Origin of the sequence: Chryseobacterium sp. SIMBA_029 (genome assembly GCF_046535275.1) — a bacterium.
Lineage (GTDB): Bacteria > Bacteroidota > Bacteroidia > Flavobacteriales > Weeksellaceae > Chryseobacterium.
This window is the reverse complement of record NZ_JAWRXA010000008.1, coordinates 26,007-44,177: the sequence shown is the minus strand read 5'-3', so window position 1 is coordinate 44,177 and position 18,171 is coordinate 26,007. Positions and strand designations below refer to the sequence as shown.

The following is an 18,171-nucleotide window of genomic DNA, read 5'->3' as shown; positions in this document are numbered from 1 at the left end:
ATGAAAAAATCTTGGTGGATCGTCCTCGGTACAGTAATATTGCTGATAGGCGTATTTGTATGGTACAAATTCTTCTTCGTTTTCGGAGAAGGAGTAAAATCCGGCTATCTGAATTATGCTATTAAAAAAGGCTATGTTTTCAAAACCTATGAAGGGAAAATCATTCAGGAAGGTTTTGGAAAAGGAAATACCGGTACCATTACGAGTTATGAATTTGAATTCTCAGTATCAGACCCTGAAGTTTTCAAACAGTTGGAAACGAATAGCGGAAAAAGCTTTGATCTTCATTATAAGGAATATAATGGAACGCTTCCTTGGAGAGGAAATACGAAGTACATCGTAGATAAAGTAGTGAATATGAAATAATAATAAAAGGCTCTCAATTTTTGAGAGCCTTTTATCTTCACGAACCACAAAATTAAATAAGATAGTATCCTATTTTTCTCTGAATTATTTTATAATCAATCCAAATCCGGGAATTTGGATGTTCTTTGCTCCTATCGTAAATGTAAGAAGAAGATACCAGTTTGATATATGAATTTCATTAAAATATTATTAAAAAAATCCATCAGAAAATGATGGATTTAGAAATTTATTTAGAGTTATTATCAGGAAAGTTTTTATTTTTCTTATTGTAGAAATAATATCCAATTCCGGCTATTAACAGTAAAGGCCATAACGGAAGGATGAAAAGAAAGATAGAAGTAATGACATTCCAGCCGGATGAAATGGCTGCTAAAGATTTTCCGCCAAAAGTGTCAGGTTCCTTACCCGATCCAGTGGAATCAATAAGTGTAACAGCCACTGTACAGATTGTATTGTCTACATATTGAGTTCCTGAAACCTCTATGTTTTTATTCTCAATATCACTTATAGTTGAGCTTAAAGAATTCATTAAACCATCAAAATTCTGTATAGGTACTTTAATCTGGAGATCGTATACCTTCTGATGGTCTTCAGGGTAGGATGGAGTAGTATTCTTTACAGGTTCAGGGGTGGTGTAGGATAGTTGCTCACTTTTAATATAAGCATTGTTTTTTGCAGCCTCTTCTTTGATCATTTTTTTTACTGTTTCAGCATTGTCGGCTGTTATAGAGAGGTAACCGTTTTTTACCATTCTGTTTTTAGGAGCATTAAGCTCATAGCTGTCATTTTTGGGTGAATCTTTATAGATGATTTTTGTCTCTTTAATAACTTTGGGAGCAGGAACATTAACAACGATTTTTTCATTCTTCTTCTCTGCAGAATCTTTTTTCTCGATTTTCGACTCCAGTTTGGTAGAAGCAATTTTGGTTGATAGAGAATCCACAATTTTTGATGTATTTTCAATGTTCTGCTGTATTTCACCCTTGGCATTTTCAAAATCCTTTATTTTGATATTTGCAGAATCCAACATTTTATCTGTATTCGCTTGAACAGAATTAATGGTTTCCGATACAGCAGATGCTGCACTGTCTGCACTTTTTGCAGCGTTTTCCATTTGAGATTGCACCGCTTCACTTTTTTTACACATTATAAAAGTACTTGATACGGCAATCAGTAATATGAACTTTTTCATAACATTAATTTTTTTGATGAAGTAAAATTAGGGGTGAAGTTCTTGTAATGCTTGTAAAAGAAATGTATGATTTTGGTAAATTATTATTGTTTTGAAAATCAATTGATTGTAAAATTATTATAAGAGTTTTACAAAAAAACAGTTAAATGTTAAAAATGTTAAAAGAAAATATTCGTTAGAAATATAATAATATTTACCTTTGCTTTTTAAGATTTTTATAATGAAATATGTATATTTTTGTTTTCATTTTTAATAGTGAGATGATCAATACCTGTTGATGATGAAGTTATATTATTTAATTGTAAAAAGATAAGCACAGTAATAATGAGTTTTAAAAAAAGAAAAGTAATTTTATACCTCTTAAATATTAAAAAAAGAAAAAACTATATGAAAAAACAACTACTTTTGATGGGAATATTTCTTATTTCCAATGTTTTTTTAGCACAAACAAGCCGACTTTGGAAGGAAGTGTCTCAAAAAAATACTTCGGAAATCTTTGAAAATAAGACCAGCATTCTTCACCCCAAAATTTATAATCTTGATTTTGATAATTTAAAGAATGTTTTAGCGAAAGTACCCAAAAGATTTGCTGTTAAAGGAAAGTCTGATGTTATTATTTCTTTCCCAAATTCTAATGGTAACCTTGAAAGTTTCAAAGTAAGAGAAAACTCAAATTTCGATCCTGAATTAGCAGCAAAATATCCGGATATTAAATCTTATGTTGGTGTAGGTGAAGATGACCCTAGTTCTACTATTTATTTCAGTATTTCACCATTGGGATTATCTTCAATGGAGATTTATGGAAATAAATCAGCGGTTTTTATCGAGCCGTATACTAAAGACCTTTCAACCTATGTCGTTTATAAAAAATCAGACAAAAAAGAGAGTTTAGATAAATTTGAATGCACTGTGCTTGATGTTGCTCAAAAAGGTCTGGATAATTCTAGTCTTACCGCAAGACCAAATGCTGATGATGGAAAATTAAGAACTTTCAGATTAGCCTTATCTTGTACAGGTGAATATACAACCTATTTCGGAGGAACAATAACTGGTGCATTGGCAGCGATGAACAATACAATGACTCGTGTAAATGGGGTTTTTGAAAAAGATTTCTCTGCAAGAATGATCATTATTGCAAACAATAATGCTGTAATTTATACTAATGCCGCTACGGATCCTTATTCTCCTTCAGCCCAAATGGCTAACTGGAATGCTCAGTTACAAACTGCTCTAACTGCGACGATTGGAGAGGCAAACTACGATATCGGCCATTTATTTGGAGCAACTGGAGGTGGTGGAAATGCGGGGTGTATCGGTTGCGTATGTACAAATGGATCAAAAGGAAGCGGATATACTTCCCCGGCAAATGGTATTCCATCTGGTGATAGTTTCGATATTGATTATGTTGCCCATGAAATGGGGCATCAGTTTGGAGGGAATCATACATTTTCTCATAATATTGAGACATCAGGTGTAAATGTGGAGCCCGGTTCAGGATCTACAATTATGGGGTATGCAGGTATTACCAACCAAGATGTGCAACAACATTCAGATCCTTTTTTCCATGCTATAAGTATTCAGCAGGTTACTAATAATATTAAAACTAAAACCTGCCCGGTAGTTACAAATACCGGAAATACTATTCCTACAGCTGATGCAGGATTAGATTATATCATTCCGAAAGGTACTCCATTTATGCTTACAGGAACGGGCACTGACGGAGATGGAGATGCTCTAACCTATATTTGGGAGCAAATGGATAACGCTGTTGCCGGACAAACCGGAGCAAATTCTGCGGCAACTGCAACAAAAGCTTCTGGTCCTACTTTCAGATCCTGGACTCCACAAACTACTCCTATCAGATATTTTCCAACAATGACTTCAGTATTAGCGGGAGCAACCACCACCCAAGGTTTAGCAATCCCTGTAGAAGCTTTATCAAATGTTGCTAGAACTTATAACTTCAGGTTTACAACTCGTGACAATAGAGCGGGAGGTTCTGGAAACAATTCTGATGATATGGTCGTTACAGTGAATGCAGCTGCAGGTCCGTTTACAGTAACTTCACAAAATACTACTGGAGTTATTTGGACTGAAGGTCAGTCATACGCAATTACATGGAATGTTGCCAATACAACAGCGGCACCGGTAAGCGCACCTAACGTAAAAATCCTTTTGTCAAAAGACGGTGGTCTTACGTTCCCAACTGTTTTGGTGGCAAGCACTCCTAATAATGGTTCTTATAATTATACTGTTCCAGGTGGTCTTGGCACAATTACCAATAATGCCAGAATTATGGTGAAAGCTACTGACAATATATTTTTTAATGTCAATTTACAAAACTTTACCATCAATTCATCAGTAGTGGTAGTACCTCCCACTAATCCTCCGGTGGTAACAATCCCTACAAGAATATACAAGGGGCTGATGATATATCCCGTGCCTTCCAATGATGGTTATGTTTATATTAAAACTGACTTCCCTAGACAAGTTCCGTTGCATCCTTACGTTGTTAGTTACGAAATATTTTCAATGGATGGAAAGCTGATTGTTCCTAAAAAAACGAAATATATATTTGATCAGGATCTGCAACAGATTAACTTAAAACATTTACCTACTGAATCCTATATGATTCATGTTTCCGTAGATGGAGAAAAAATTGTTAAGAAATTAATGATGATACCTAAGTAAATCATTCGAATAGATTCTATAAAAAAAACCGTTCAACTGAACGGTTTTTTTATTTTTAATTGAAATTACTATTAATCATTATTAAATTCACTGATGAAATGCAGTTTTACATTCGGGAATTTTTCCTGAGTCATGTGGATGGTAAATGAAGAATCTGCCAGGAATACCAATTGGTTGTATTTATCTCTTGCCAGGAATCTCTGTTTTAATCTTGCAAATTCTTTAAATTCTTCTGATTTTTCATCGGCCTCTACCCAACATGCTTTATGCATGGATAATGGCTCATAAGTACATTTTGCACCATATTCATGCTCCAGACGGTATTGGATTACTTCGTACTGAAGAGCTCCTACTGTTCCGATGATCTTACGGTTGTTCATTTCAAGAGTAAACAACTGCGCAACTCCTTCGTCCATCAACTGATCGATACCTTTTGCAAGCTGCTTCGCTTTTAACGGATCATTATTATTGATATAACGGAAATGTTCCGGAGAGAAACTAGGCACTCCTTTGAAGCTTAATTTTTCACCACCGGTTAATGTATCTCCGATTCTGAAACTTCCGGTATCGTGTAAACCTACAATATCACCTGGGAAACTTTCATCAACGACTTCTTTTTTATCTGCAAAGAAAGCATTCGGAGAAGAAAACTTCATCTTTTTACCTTCTCTTACCAGTAAATAATTTTCATTTCTTTTAAAAGTTCCTGACACAATCTTTACGAATGCCAATCGGTCTCTGTGCTTAGGATCCATATTCGCATGGATCTTGAAAACGAATCCTGTGAATTGATTTTCTTCTGGCTTTACAAGACGGGTGTCACTCTCTTTAGGTTGCGGCATCGGGGCAATTTCAATAAATGCGTCCAATAGCTCACGAACACCAAAATTATTTAATGCAGAACCAAAGAAAACAGGCTGCAAATCACCATTCATATATTCCTCACGGCTGAATTCCGGATAAACAGACTGTACCAGTTCAAGCTCTTCTCTTAAAGTCTGGGCTGCTTTTTCTCCAATCACCTCATCGATGGAAGGATCATTGATATCGTCGAATTTTATAGTTTCTCCTACTCTCTGTTTTTTTTCTTCCAGAAATAGCTGAATATTGTTTTCCCAGATGTTATAAATTCCCTGGAAATCACTTCCCATCCCAATCGGAATAGAAAGAGGAACCACTCTCAATCCTAATTTCTGCTCCACTTCATCCAACAGATCAAAGGCATCTTTACCTTCACGGTCAAGTTTATTGATGAAAACCAGCATTGGGATATTTCTCATTCGGCAAACCTTAACTAATTTTTCAGTCTGCTCTTCAACTCCTTTTGCGACATCTATAACAACAATTACAGAGTCAACTGCTGTTAGTGTTCTGTACGTATCTTCTGCGAAATCCTTGTGTCCCGGAGTATCAAGGATGTTGATTTTGTGATTTTTATATTCAAAAGCCAAAACGGAGGTTGCTACAGAAATTCCTCTCTGTCTTTCGATCTCCATAAAGTCGGAGGTCGCTCCCTTTTTTATTTTATTCGATTTTACAGCACCCGCTTCCTGAATTGCCCCCCCGAAAAGCAGCAGCTTTTCTGTAAGAGTGGTTTTTCCGGCATCGGGGTGAGAGATAATCCCGAAAGTTTTTCTTTTTTCTATTTCTTTGATTAAATCTGACATATCTTATTTTGAAGTTGCAAAAATCGTGATTTTTTATGAGGATTTCAAATAAAAGTTGTCTTTAGTAGGCAAGCACTTTGTTCAAAGATCGGTTAAACGAACATTTGCAGTAAAATCACAAGAAGATAAATCATCCCAAATGCTGTTAATGCTAAAAAAAACATCGCTATTCTATCTTTGTTCTGATTCGCTTTACTGTAAAGCTGGGATTTTTGATCAATATAATAATTGCTGTAAATAAGATGATCGATGGTAAGCTCAGGGCGGAAAATATGTATTCCTCTTATAAAATGAGCGTACAGCATATATTTGTTGCTGAGGATGTTGAAGTCAAGTTTCATAGCAACGATAGCCTGTACAATCAATCCGTTTTGTTTGAGGTTGACTCTTAAATTTCTCTCTGCATATTTTTGATTGGAATAATCCGTAAATACATCTTTTTTATAAAATTTTGTCTCACCTTTTAACAAGTCTGTATATAAAATACTGTTCACCATTTCATGCTTCGAATTATAATATAGAATCCCTTTTTCATTAACGATGATTCTTACAGGAATTGATGTCCAGTTTTTTCGGTAAAATTTGATTAAACCCACTGTACCCAGCAATACTAAAATCTGGGTGGCAAGAACCGTGAAAAATAGTTCTTTATCATTTTCAATATAAAATAAGATACCTTTTTGAGTAATATAATAAATGGGAAATATAAAAAGTACGGTAAAAATTACCGTGAAAAATAAAAGTGAAGAGATTCTTGCAAGCAACGTGAGCGGCCTGTTAATTTCAGATTCTATACTTTGGAAGTCTTTTTCCATAACTGAATGTGTTTGTTAAAAGAATGAAAAGATCGGGCCAGATCAATAAAAAAGAGACATAAATTATTCTTTCTATGAATTAGCCAGGTTCGCGGCTGATAAAATATTTTTCAAAAGCTTCTGATTCGTTGTTTGATCGGGGCAGAAGATAAAGATTCCTTGTAACAAGTGAGTATATAAACCGTATTTATTTTTGATGATGCTTATGTGCAGGTTCATCTCATGATATTTTAGTAGTTTTTGTCCGTTTCTTAGATACTTTGAGGCTGGAGTTGGCTATAAGTATTTCCTTTTTTAGTTGCCTGAGGCTTTCAAAAAAATTATCTTTGTTCAATAATTTTTTACAGAAAATACATGGAAAACAGCAGATATCCGAAATTCACGTTTACATGGATCGGCGGTTTGGTTTTATTGGCAGGATTAATGATTGGAACGATGTCTGTTTCCTTTTTTAGCACCATCTGGAAAATTGCTTTTAGAGAAAATTTACAGCTTAGGGATTGGTTTTTTATGCTTACCAATGCAGCCGGATTTGTAACAGCTATTGCTTTTTTTGACTTTATCATAGTAAGGCCAACGACCAAGAAAAAGCTTAATTTTAGCTTTTCTCCAACTAATTTTTATACGTATCTGCTTATCTTTCCTATGATGATAGGGATGATGTTTATTGCGGAATTTATTACGGCACAGATTCCTACTACAGGCCCGTTCTTCGGGAAATATTATGAATTTTTCTCGGAATTGATGAACCAGATTACCTATGATCCTGTGCTGATGATTATTATGACCGTAATTATGGCACCAATTTTTGAGGAGATCATCTTCAGAGGAATCATTCAGAAAGGATTGATGAATAAAGGAGTAGCGCCATGGAAAGCGATTATCTATGCCTCTATTATTTTCGGGTTGGTTCATGGAAATCCCTGGCAGTTTGTAGGCGCTGTTCTATTGGGATGTGTGTTAGGATTAGTCTATTATAAAACAAAATCTTTATTACTGCCGATGCTGCTTCACGGGTTTAATAATCTATGCTCATCATTATTGATTACCTATACAAAAAATGAAAGTTTTTCAGAAGCTTTCAAGGTTTCCGAATGGATCATATTAGCAGTTGGAATTGTACTTTTTTCACTATTCTGCTACCTTTTTACTACAAAATATAAAGTACATTATTCTGAAATTTAATTAAGTATGCGAAAGAAAATTAGAGTTATTTCATTTGTGCTTGTCGGGCTTGCCATATTGTTCTCTGTCTGGACTTTTATATCTGTGAAACCTGATTTCATTGATGCGAAAGTACCCGGAGAATCTAAAATTAATGTAAGTAAAGGAGTGTACACCGTTTATTTGATAAACAGTAGCACAAACGACATAGGAAGCAAAAAATATTTTTTCGAGTTGAAAGACCAGAAAAATAATGTACTACAGAAGTTTCCTGATCCTGCAAATACCGATGCGGTATCTTCGATTAAAAAGATCCGGCAGGAAGGCAAGACGTATATCGCATATGCTGATTTTACGATAGATGTAGAAGGAAATTATCTTTTACAATCGTATTCGAAAGATGCAGGCGTCAGAGAAATTGCCATACAAAAAGAAGGTTATTCGGATACGCCGAATACTAATCTTTATTTAATATCCCTGATCCTTCTTGGAATTTCAATCGTCACTTTTATCATTAGTTTTTTTATAAAAAAATAGTTTACATGGAGTTATTAGTAGCCACACACAACGAACATAAAAAAGAAGAAATTCAGCAGATTCTAGGCAACGATTTTATCGTTAAAAGCCTTACCGATTATAATATTCACGAAGAAATTGTAGAAGACGGCGATTCTTTCAATGCCAATGCTTTGATTAAAGCAAAATACTGTTTCGAAAAAACCGGAATTCCAAGTTTGGGAGACGACAGCGGTTTGGTGGTAGAATCTTTAGACGGAAGACCTGGGATTTTCTCAGCCCGTTATGCAGGAGACCATGATTTTGCTAAAAACATTCAAAAAGTGATCGGCGAAATGGATGGTGTTGAAAACAGAAAAGCTTATTTCATTACGGTTCTGTGTTATTACGATGAAAATGGGGCGAAATATTTTGAAGGCAGAGCCCACGGAAATTTACTGACTGAAAATAAAGGCTTCAAAGGTTTCGGATATGATCCTATTTTCGTTCCTGAAGGACATGAGAAGACTTTCGCAGAAATGAATCCTGAAGATAAAAACAAGATCAGTCACCGTAAGCAAGCACTGGATCTGTTCCTGGATTTCCTGAAAACAGAGGATAAATAAAGAATACGTTCATTTATTGGTGTAATTTATAAAGCTATTCATGGAATTTTAGTTTAGAATCAACCCTAAATTTAAAATCCACGTTTAGATTTTCTGTCGTACATTTGTCAGTATAATAAACTTTTGATTTGAGTACTTATTTAACGATACTAGGCTTTAATTCAGCCATTCCTACAGTGAATACTTCACCCACCGCTCAGCTTTTAGAAATGGAAGAAAGATGCTTCCTGATAGATTGTGGTGAAGGAACTCAGGTACAGCTTAGGAAAGCAAAAGCAAGATTTTCAAAAATCAACCATATTTTTATTTCTCACCTTCATGGAGACCATTGTTTTGGCCTTCCGGGGCTTATTGCCTCTTTCCGTCTGTTGGGAAGAGATGTGCCGCTGCATGTATATGGTCCGAAAGGAATTAAAAAAATGCTGGATACTATCTTTACCATTACAGAGACCCACCGGGGCTTTGAGGTAATTTATCATGAACTTGATAAAGATTATTCAGAGAAAATCTATGAAGACAACAGGGTAGAAGTATATACTATTCCTTTGGATCACAGGATTTACTGCAACGGTTATCTTTTTAAAGAAAAATCGAAGGACAGGCATCTTAATATGAAAGAAATTTCCAAATACAAGGAGATTGAAACCTGCGATTATCATCATATTAAAGCAGGAAAAGATTTTGTTTTGAGTGATGGATATGTCCTTAAAAATGAAATTTTAACGGAAGATCCGGTTCCGCCAGTATCATATGCTTTTTGCAGCGATACCCGTTATCTTGAAACGGTAATTCCGATCATTAAAAATGTAACAGTGTTGTACCACGAGTCAACGTTCCTTCATGATTTAAAGGAAATGGCAGACTACACAGGACATACTACCGCGCTGGAAGCGGCTATCATTGCCCAAAAAGCAGAAGTGGGGAAACTGATTTTAGGTCATTTTTCTAACCGGTATGCAGATCTGTCTGTATTTACGGATGAAGCAAGAACCGTTTTTCCCAATTCATTTTTACCGAAAGCGTTGGAAAGCGTAAAAATTTAATATCTGTATGTTGAATTTTGAAGATTTAAAGAACTTTTTAGACGAAAAAGCAGATCAGTATAATACGCCTGACTTTATTGAGAATGATCCCTTACAGATTCCGCATCGTTTTTCTTTACAGCAGGATATTGAAATTGCAGGTTTTTTAGCGGCAACCATCTCGTGGGGAAATCGGAAATCGATCATCAATTCTGCGGAAAAAATGCTTGATATCATGGGAAATTCACCTTATGATTTTGTACTGAACTATTCTGAAAAAGATTTAGAATCCATTCAGGATAAAAGCATTCACAGAACTTTTAACGGTGAAGATTTTGCCTACTTTATCAGGCAGTTCAACCGGATTTATAAGGAAAATGAAAGTCTGGAAACTTTGTTTATGGTCAGGGATTCTGAAACCAATTTTCATCATGCTATTGAACGGTTCAGAAGTCATTTTTTAGAAAAGGAAAAACACAGGAGCCATAAACATGTAAGCTCGCCGTATAAAAATTCTTCTGCAAAAAGAATCATTATGTTTCTGCGCTGGATGGTGCGTCAAGATAAACGTGGCGTAGATTTTGGAATCTGGAAAGATATCGATCAGAAATATCTGTCCATTCCTCTAGATGTTCATACAGGAAATATTTCAAGAAAATTAGGATTGATCACCAGAACGCAAAATGATTGGAAAACCGTAGAAGAGCTTGATGTAGCTATCCGGAAATTTGATGAAAAGGATCCTGCGAAATATGACTATGCGTTATTTGGATTGGGAGTGACTAAAGAATTATTTTAATCTTGGAACAGAATGAAAAAAGACAGCGAAAAAATTGAAGTTTTAGAAAAAATTGCAAATGGTATTACCTGGTGGATAGGCTCTATCCCTTCATTGATCGTGCATACCTTGTTTTTTACGATTTCATTTCTTCTTCCTTTACTGCATATTGTTGAATTCGATAAAATGCTTTTGATCCTTACCACTGTCGTATCATTGGAAGCTATTTATCTGGCTATTTTTATCCAGATGTCTGTGAATAAAAGTCATGAGAAAATAGAAGATATCCAGGAAGATATCGAGGAGATCAGTGAAGATATTGAGGATATCCAGGAAGACATTGAAGAAATCAGTGAAGATATTGAGGAGATCAGTGAGGATATCGAAGAGATTAACGAAGATATTGAAGATATCCAGGAGGATATTGAGGAAATTAATGAAGAAGAAGAGGAGGAGGAGCGGAGTGAACGTGCTAAAAATGTTATGCTTAAAAGCAATGTAAGCTCCAATAAGAACGAAATAAAAGCCCTGAAAGATATTATTGCACAGCTGAAAGATGAAATTGATCAACTGAAGAAAGAATAATATTAACTATAGGATTATGTCATCAATAATATACTCTGTATCATAGAAAGATCATTTCTTTGATTAAGAATAAAGACCGGCCAATAGCTGGTCTCTTTTGTTTTATAAACGCTGAATAAGTAATTATTTGCTGTATTTGTAATTATTAAATATTTAATGATAAACTTTAATAAATACAATTAATATAAGTTATTATGCAAGAAATGATTGAGTAAAGGCAAATTTTATGCAATATTTTTGCTATATTTGGGCAAACAGTAATAAAATGTTAAACTATAGATTGAAAAACTACTTTTTCTTTTTAGTATTGCTATTCGTCTCTACTTCTGTATTTTCTCAAAATGCACCAAGAAAACCCATTAAAGAGAAGTTTACTTCTGAAAGTATGAAAGCCGGAGCGTTTATCAATGTAAATGTACCTCCTTATCCCGCCTCCAATTATACTCCCGAACAGCTTGTAAAGGATATTTTGATTAACGGCGGAACTACCTGTACCACAGCCAATGTCACCAATGTTACCGTTTCTCCGAACCATCTGATAGGAAATACGAACAGATTTTGGGGGTATTTCCACAAAGGCACGACCAACTTCCCTTTTGAAGACGGTATTGTTCTTACAACAGGGTATGCAAAAGATGCCGGAAATACTGCAATTGGGCAGTTGAGCTCAACAGTAGGTTCTGGAAGTGATGCGGATCTTGTAACGGCAACTAATCCACCGTATGCGCTTCAGGATGCAGTAGCCTTAGAATTTGATTTTGTACCTAATTCTAACCAGGTAAAGTTCAATTATATATTTGCCTCTGAGGAATATTCTTCCAATTTTCCTTGTTCAGGATATTCTGATGCATTCGCTCTTTTGCTGAAGAAAGTGGGAGATCCCTCTTATACTAATCTCGCAGTTCTTCCGGGAGGTGCAGGTCCGGTGAGCGTAACTAATATTGTCCCTGCTGGGAATGGTTTCAGCTGCGGTCCTATTAACGCTCAGTATTTCGGAAGTATGAATACAACGAATATCGAAACCAATTATAATGCACGAACAGTTCCTTTAACAGCAGTTGCTAATGTAATTCCGGGGGAGACCTATCATTTCAAAATGGTATTGGCGGATGCCAGAGATCCAGGTTATGATTCAGCAGTGTTTTTAGAAGGTGGATCTTTCGATGTCGGAATTAAAATTGTAGATGAGAATGGTGTTCAGCTGCCAAACACGATTAATATGTGCGACAATACGCCGCAAACACTTAAAGCACAGGCGGCCACAATAACAGGAATGACCTATCAGTGGTTTAAAGATGGTGTAGCTATTCCTGGGGCAACAACTGTTACCTATGTGGCTAATCAGCCGGGTGTTTATGAAGTACAGGTTATGATTCCTGGAAATCAGTGTCCGGGATCAGCGATAATTACGATTGTAGGAGGAACAAGCCCGACGGTTCATGATGCCGTGTTAAAGCTGTGTTCAACACCGACTCTTACAACTTTTAACCTGGAAGATGCGAAACCGCTTATCAGTACAACGCCAGGTGCAATTTTCCGTTTTTATACTACTTTAGCAGCTGCTCAGGCTCAGAACAATACTAATATAACAGGTTTAACCAACTATAATGGAACTGACGGACAAGTTTTGTATGTTAATGTTTCAAATGGTGCATTTTGTAGCAGAGTAGCCACTTTAACACTGAAAAAAGAAGAAACACCTACTGCTCAGCTTACTGCTCCAAGATTGAAAATATGTCTGGGAGAATCTTTAATTATAACAGCTGCAGGAGGAGTAACCTATCAATGGAGTGATACTTCTACTACTGCAGGGGTAAGAACAGTGAGTCCAACACAAACTACAACCTATACTGTATATGCAATAGGAGCACAGGGATGTAAATCTCTGCAGCCTGCTAAAATTACAGTTGAAGTAGTTCCTGCAATCGTTTCTGATCTTAAAGGCGGATTTATTTGTCAGGGAGACCAGATTGTTTTAGATGCGGGATCAGGACCTAATTACACTTATATCTGGAATACAGGAGCTACCAGCCAGTCTATCAGTACCTCTGTTCCTGGAGAATATACAGTAACCATTACTAATGGTGTTTGCTCAAAAACATTTAAAACTCAGGTGATCCGTGCTGTGATTCCTGAAATTATAAAAGTAGATTACAGCCCTAACGGAACCATGATTCTTACAGCAAGTAATCCAAGTAATGGAATTCTGGAATATTCTGTAGATAACGGGTTAACCTGGCAGTCTTCGAATATATTTACGAATGTTCCTAAAAACAAAGTGATTTCTATCCGTGTTAAGGTGAAGAATACAAGCTGTGTAGGATTCCTGGAATACTTTACATTCGTTATGAAAAATGTAATTACTCCTAATGGAGATAATATTAATGATATTATTGACTTCAGTGGAGTAAGTGATTATAAAGATTTTAAAGGGATTGTTTCTGACCGTTATGGAAGAGAAGTCTTTAAAGCAGAGAAGACAAGACCTTATTGGGATGGATATTTCCAGGGAAAACGTCTGCCTACCGCATCTTATTGGTATCAGGTGACTTATGTAGATCCTGCAAGTAAACAACTCGCGGTAAAAACAGGATGGATACTCCTGAAAAATATAGAATAATTTCCGAATGATATTGAAAAGGCTGACCATGGGTCAGCCTTTTTTATGGTATTACAGTTCCATACCGCTCACTGCTGTAAACTTCTAGCAAATATCCTGACTGTTATTATTCCAGTCATTATAAAGGTTTGAAATGTTTTCAGAGGAGCTGAAAATGAAAATAATGTTAAAAACAATGGGTAGGAGCTGCTTTCTTGTGTAATTTCTAAATAATATAAAAATATATTAATTCATTATTATGTGATATTGAAAAGCCTTAAAAGTATTAATATCATTGATTAAATGAAGTGCTTTTGTTGGATTATTGTAATGAATGCCATATTTTTTTAATGTTTTATTATTTTTTCACAACAAAGAAAATTGATACTTTACAATAAATAAGTTTGTATAAGTAATAATGTAAAGCATGTTGAATGGGATTTCAATTGAAAAAAATAGTATTTTTGTTTAAAATAATATAAAATGTTAAATTGGAAGACAGGAAGTTTATTTTTGGCTTTATTTTTGGCTCTTACCGGGAATCTTGCCTTTTCCCAAAATAAAGAGAGAACAGGAACCCTTAAAAAACCTACACCGTCATCTATGAAGGCTGGTGTTTTTATAGATGTAAACACTCCTAACTATCCAGAATCTAATTATAGTGTTACTCAATTAGTAAAAGATGTTCTGATATCCGGAGGAGGCTGCTCTACTGCGAATGTAAGCAATGTTACCGTCTCACCTAATTTACCTACCAGTGATCAAAACCGAAGCTGGGGCTATTTTAATAAAGCTACGACTAATTTCCCTTTTGATAAAGGGATTGTCCTTACAACCGGATATGCAAGAAAAGCAGGAAACAATTTCCAGAACACATTAAGTGATCCGCTTCCTTCTTCAGGAGATCCTGATCTTGCTGCGGCATTAGGAGTAAATAATGCTGACCTGAGAGATGCTACCTATATAGAATTTGATTTTGTACCTTCTTCCACGGAGGTTACATTCAGGTATCTATTTGCTTCCAAAGAATATCAGGGACAGTTTACCTGTAATATTTCAGATGGTTTCGCCCTATTACTTAAAAAATCTACAGACCCTACCTATACCAATCTGGCGGTACTTCCCGGCGGAACGATTCCGGTGAGTGTAACGAATATTATTCCAGCGAACTTACCTTGCGGACCTAAAAATGCCGCCTATTTTGCAGGATTGAATAACCCTCAGATCGAAACCAATTTTGATGGCCGTACTGTGCCTCTTACTGCAAAAGCTACTGTAATTCCAGGGCAAACGTATCATTTTAAAATGGTTCTTGCGGATTATTCGGATGTGAATTTTGATTCAGCCGTGTTTCTGGAAGCCGGATCTTTCGATATTGGGGTAAAACTTCTGGATCCAGCTGGTGTGCAACTTCCTGCTTCGATCAATGTATGTGATAATGCCCCGCAGACTCTTACAGCTTCTGTACAGGTTCCCGGAGCTACCTATCAGTGGTTGCTCAATAATGTCCCAATCTCGGGGCAAACCAGCGCTACTTATATTGCTACCCAGCCGGGGGTGTATACAGTGCAGGTGTTTATCGCAGGGAATTCCTGTCCCGGAACAGCAAGTATAACCATTGTAGGCGGAACTTCGCCAACAGTGCAGAATGCTACCTTAACAGCTTGTTATGCTGCTGGAAATACGATATTTAATTTAGCAGCAGCTCAACCTTCTATAAGTACAACGCCAGGGGCTACATTTTCATATTATGCGAATCTGGCAGATGCCAATGCAGGAAATGCAAATACAATTGCAACACCTACAGCGTATCCCAGTGCGGGAGGGCAGACGGTGTATGTTTTGGTTAAAAACGGATTCTGTTCCAAAGTAGCCCAGCTTCAGTTGGTAAAAGCACCACAGATCATCCCAACCATCGCAGCTCCGACAGCGCTGACGTGTACTAATTCACAAATTACTTTAAATGCATCCGCTTCTGTTTATCCTGCAGGATCTACTTTCAACTGGATAACAGCCGGAGGCAATATTGTTTCGGGAGGCAATACGTTGAATCCTGTTGTCAATGCAGCTGGGAATTATACTTTAACAATATCCAATACATATCAACCTGGAAACGTTACCTGTACTGCAACAGCAAGTGTGGCGGTAACAGGAGATAGTGCTCCGCCTGCAACAGGCCTTACAGCAAGTAAAATACAAATCTGTAATGGAGAATCAGTTGTTTTAACGGCTTCCGGAGGAGCTACATACAACTGGGTAGGACTACCGGGAACAGGAAATACACAAACTGTTTCACCTACCACTACCACAACCTATACGGTAACAGCAGTAGGAGCCAATGGTTGTATTTCTCAAAATCCGGCAACGATTACTATTCAGGTTTCACAGCCGATAACGGTACAAAATGCAACATTATTTAAATGTTACCAACCGGGAAATATGACGTATGATCTTACGACTGCTCAAAGTCAGATCACCGGAGTTGCCGGGGTTACTTTTACCTATTACGTGAATCAGGTAGATGCTAATGCGGCCAATGGTAATTTTATTGCTGTTCCAACTGCTTATTCACCTCCAGCCAATCAAACCATTTATGTGTTGGTAAAAAATGGAGGATGTACTTATGTGGTATCTCTGCAATTATTGAGAACTGCCGAGACTACGCTTACAATAGCTGCACCACAAACCATTACCTGTACTACCAATCAAATTACCATAAATGCTTCGGCTTCTGTAATACCGGCCGGTTCTACCATTACCTGGACAACAACCGGAGGAAATATTGTGTCCGGGGCTAATACCCTGACCCCTGTGGTTAATGCCGGAGGAGTGTATACCTTAACGGTTACCAATGTATCGCAGCCTGGGAATCTAGGGTGTACCTTTGCAGCAGCAGTCACGGTAATTGAAGATAAAACAAAACCGGTTGCAGCACTTGTTTCATCTCAAGCTCAAATCTGTGTGGGCGAATCGGTAACTCTTACTGCTTCCGGAGGTGTAACTTACAACTGGGGTGGGGGACTTTCAGGAAATGGAAACACACAGGTGGTTTCACCTACCACTACAACCGTATATCAGGTATATGCTGTTGGAGCCAATGGATGTATTTCTGCTACTCCAGCTACTGTTACTGTGATTGTAGGACCCCCGGTAGCAGGGATTTCTGCCAATCCAACGAAGATATGCGCCGGAGATTCTGTTACACTTACCGCAACCGGAGGAATTACCTATAGCTGGGTAGGATTGACCGGTAATGGAAATACCCAGGTTGTTTCACCGACGGTAACTACAACCTATTCTGTATTTGCATTGGGAGGTAACGGATGTAGCTCTGTTAATCCTGCTACCATTACTATTCAGGTGGTTCCTGCCATTGTTTCTACTTTAAAAGATGTATATGTCTGTGTAGGAGATAAAGGAACGCTTGATGCTGGAGCCGGACCTAATTATACTTATGTTTGGAGTACGGGAGCAACCACTCAGACTATAACGACAAGTGTTACAGGAACCTATTCTGTTACCATAAGCAATGGAGTATGTTCTAAAGTATTCACTGCAAAATTATTAAACCCGGATCTCCCTCAGTTTACTAATGTCGTTTATGATAAACACATTCTTACCCTTACTGCTAGTAACCCAACGGGAGGTGTTTTAGAATACTCTATAGACGGAGGGGTAACCTGGCAGCTTTCGAATATATTTTACAATGTTCTGGATAATACCAATTATAATATGATGGTAAGAGTAAAAGATGCACAATGTAGTACAGCATTAGATTACTATACTTTTGTCATCAGCAATGCCATTACACCAAATATGGATGGGGCCAATGATACCATAGATTTTTCCGGTATCAGCGGATATAAGAATTTCGCAGCCTCTATTTTTGACCGATATGGTGCTGAACTTTTCAAAGCAGTAAAAGGTGATGCGGTCTGGACGGGAACTATGAAAGGAATAAATCTACCTACCGCCACTTATTGGTACAGGGTTCAGTGGGAAAATCCTGCCAGCAAAAAGCTTGAACTGCGTTCCGGTTGGATATTATTGAAAAATAGAAACTAAAAAGTATAAACCTCCTAAATTTAGGAGGTTTATTTTTTTGCATAAAAAATTCAAATATATATGTGATATATTTAAAAAAAAATTAAATTTGTTGAAACAAAAAGTA

General features: G+C 36.7%; 13 protein-coding genes. 10 read left to right on the top strand and 3 right to left on the bottom strand.

The features are described from left to right. Window positions 1–366, top strand: coding sequence for a hypothetical protein (locus SB679_RS15320; protein ID WP_410703157.1), 366 nt, complete (start codon window positions 1–3; stop codon window positions 364–366). 226 nt (window positions 367–592) lie between these two features. On the opposite strand, the gene SB679_RS15315 is transcribed toward SB679_RS15320, so the two are convergent. Then, window positions 593–1,558 (bottom strand): hypothetical protein, encoded by a 966-nt coding sequence (locus SB679_RS15315; RefSeq protein WP_410703156.1) that lies wholly within the window; start codon window positions 1,556–1,558, stop codon window positions 593–595. A gap of 387 nt (window positions 1,559–1,945) precedes the next feature. Here SB679_RS15315 and SB679_RS15310 point away from each other — a divergent pair, with 387 nt between their 5' ends. Further along, a complete protein-coding gene (locus SB679_RS15310) occupies window positions 1,946–4,249 on the top strand; it encodes a reprolysin-like metallopeptidase (RefSeq protein ID WP_410703155.1) in 2,304 nt (767 codons plus the stop codon). A gap of 71 nt (window positions 4,250–4,320) precedes the next feature. Here SB679_RS15310 and SB679_RS15305 read toward each other — a convergent pair whose 3' ends face one another. Further along, on the bottom strand, window positions 4,321–5,916 hold the full coding sequence (locus tag SB679_RS15305; protein ID WP_410703154.1) for a peptide chain release factor 3: 1,596 nt from the start codon (window positions 5,914–5,916) through the stop codon (window positions 4,321–4,323). A 92-nt stretch (window positions 5,917–6,008) separates the two neighbouring features. Next, on the bottom strand, window positions 6,009–6,731 hold the full coding sequence (locus SB679_RS15300; protein ID WP_410703153.1) for a hypothetical protein: 723 nt from the start codon (window positions 6,729–6,731) through the stop codon (window positions 6,009–6,011). Between the two features lie 354 nt (window positions 6,732–7,085). Between SB679_RS15300 and SB679_RS15295 the strand changes: the two genes are divergently transcribed. The 8 genes from SB679_RS15295 (at window position 7,086) to SB679_RS15260 (ending at window position 18,065) form a co-directional block, all read left to right on the top strand. Further along, window positions 7,086–7,916, top strand: coding sequence for a CPBP family intramembrane glutamic endopeptidase (locus SB679_RS15295; protein ID WP_410703152.1), 831 nt, complete (start codon window positions 7,086–7,088; stop codon window positions 7,914–7,916). Window positions 7,917–7,922: 6 nt separating this feature from the next. Beyond that, the gene (locus SB679_RS15290; protein WP_410703151.1) at window positions 7,923–8,432 is read left to right on the top strand and encodes a hypothetical protein; all 510 of its coding nucleotides are present in this window, start codon (window positions 7,923–7,925) and stop codon (window positions 8,430–8,432) included. Between the two features lie 5 nt (window positions 8,433–8,437). Continuing rightward, the gene (gene rdgB, locus SB679_RS15285) at window positions 8,438–9,016 is read left to right on the top strand and encodes an RdgB/HAM1 family non-canonical purine NTP pyrophosphatase (protein WP_410703150.1); all 579 of its coding nucleotides are present in this window, start codon (window positions 8,438–8,440) and stop codon (window positions 9,014–9,016) included. 128 nt (window positions 9,017–9,144) lie between these two features. Beyond that, window positions 9,145–10,059 (top strand): ribonuclease Z, encoded by a 915-nt coding sequence (locus SB679_RS15280; RefSeq protein WP_410703149.1) that lies wholly within the window; start codon window positions 9,145–9,147, stop codon window positions 10,057–10,059. A gap of 7 nt (window positions 10,060–10,066) precedes the next feature. Next, on the top strand, window positions 10,067–10,837 hold the full coding sequence (locus SB679_RS15275; RefSeq protein ID WP_410703148.1) for a TIGR02757 family protein: 771 nt from the start codon (window positions 10,067–10,069) through the stop codon (window positions 10,835–10,837). A 12-nt stretch (window positions 10,838–10,849) separates the two neighbouring features. Continuing rightward, window positions 10,850–11,401, top strand: a complete 552-nt coding sequence (locus SB679_RS15270) for a DUF1003 domain-containing protein (protein WP_410703147.1) — start codon at window positions 10,850–10,852, stop codon at window positions 11,399–11,401. A 265-nt stretch (window positions 11,402–11,666) separates the two neighbouring features. Continuing rightward, a complete protein-coding gene (locus SB679_RS15265; protein WP_410703146.1) occupies window positions 11,667–14,021 on the top strand; it encodes a choice-of-anchor L domain-containing protein in 2,355 nt (784 codons plus the stop codon). Between the two features lie 462 nt (window positions 14,022–14,483). Continuing rightward, window positions 14,484–18,065, top strand: a complete 3,582-nt coding sequence (locus SB679_RS15260; RefSeq protein WP_410703145.1) for a choice-of-anchor L domain-containing protein — start codon at window positions 14,484–14,486, stop codon at window positions 18,063–18,065. The last annotated feature ends 106 nt before the right edge of the window (window positions 18,066–18,171 follow it).

What these genes read in the sequence shown, in the direction of transcription:
- SB679_RS15320 (WP_410703157.1), top strand. Translation starts at nt 1, where the DNA reads ATGAAAAAATCTTGGTGGATCGTCCTCGGTACAGTAATATTGCTGATA.
- SB679_RS15315 (WP_410703156.1), bottom strand. Translation starts at nt 1,558, where the DNA reads ATGAAAAAGTTCATATTACTGATTGCCGTATCAAGTACTTTTATAATG.
- SB679_RS15310 (WP_410703155.1), top strand. Translation starts at nt 1,946, where the DNA reads ATGAAAAAACAACTACTTTTGATGGGAATATTTCTTATTTCCAATGTT.
- SB679_RS15305 (WP_410703154.1), bottom strand. Translation starts at nt 5,916, where the DNA reads ATGTCAGATTTAATCAAAGAAATAGAAAAAAGAAAAACTTTCGGGATT.
- SB679_RS15300 (WP_410703153.1), bottom strand. Translation starts at nt 6,731, where the DNA reads ATGGAAAAAGACTTCCAAAGTATAGAATCTGAAATTAACAGGCCGCTC.
- SB679_RS15295 (WP_410703152.1), top strand. Translation starts at nt 7,086, where the DNA reads ATGGAAAACAGCAGATATCCGAAATTCACGTTTACATGGATCGGCGGT.
- SB679_RS15290 (WP_410703151.1), top strand. Translation starts at nt 7,923, where the DNA reads ATGCGAAAGAAAATTAGAGTTATTTCATTTGTGCTTGTCGGGCTTGCC.
- rdgB (WP_410703150.1), top strand. Translation starts at nt 8,438, where the DNA reads ATGGAGTTATTAGTAGCCACACACAACGAACATAAAAAAGAAGAAATT.
- SB679_RS15275 (WP_410703148.1), top strand. Translation starts at nt 10,067, where the DNA reads ATGTTGAATTTTGAAGATTTAAAGAACTTTTTAGACGAAAAAGCAGAT.
- SB679_RS15270 (WP_410703147.1), top strand. Translation starts at nt 10,850, where the DNA reads ATGAAAAAAGACAGCGAAAAAATTGAAGTTTTAGAAAAAATTGCAAAT.
- SB679_RS15265 (WP_410703146.1), top strand. Translation starts at nt 11,667, where the DNA reads ATGTTAAACTATAGATTGAAAAACTACTTTTTCTTTTTAGTATTGCTA.
- SB679_RS15260 (WP_410703145.1), top strand. Translation starts at nt 14,484, where the DNA reads ATGTTAAATTGGAAGACAGGAAGTTTATTTTTGGCTTTATTTTTGGCT.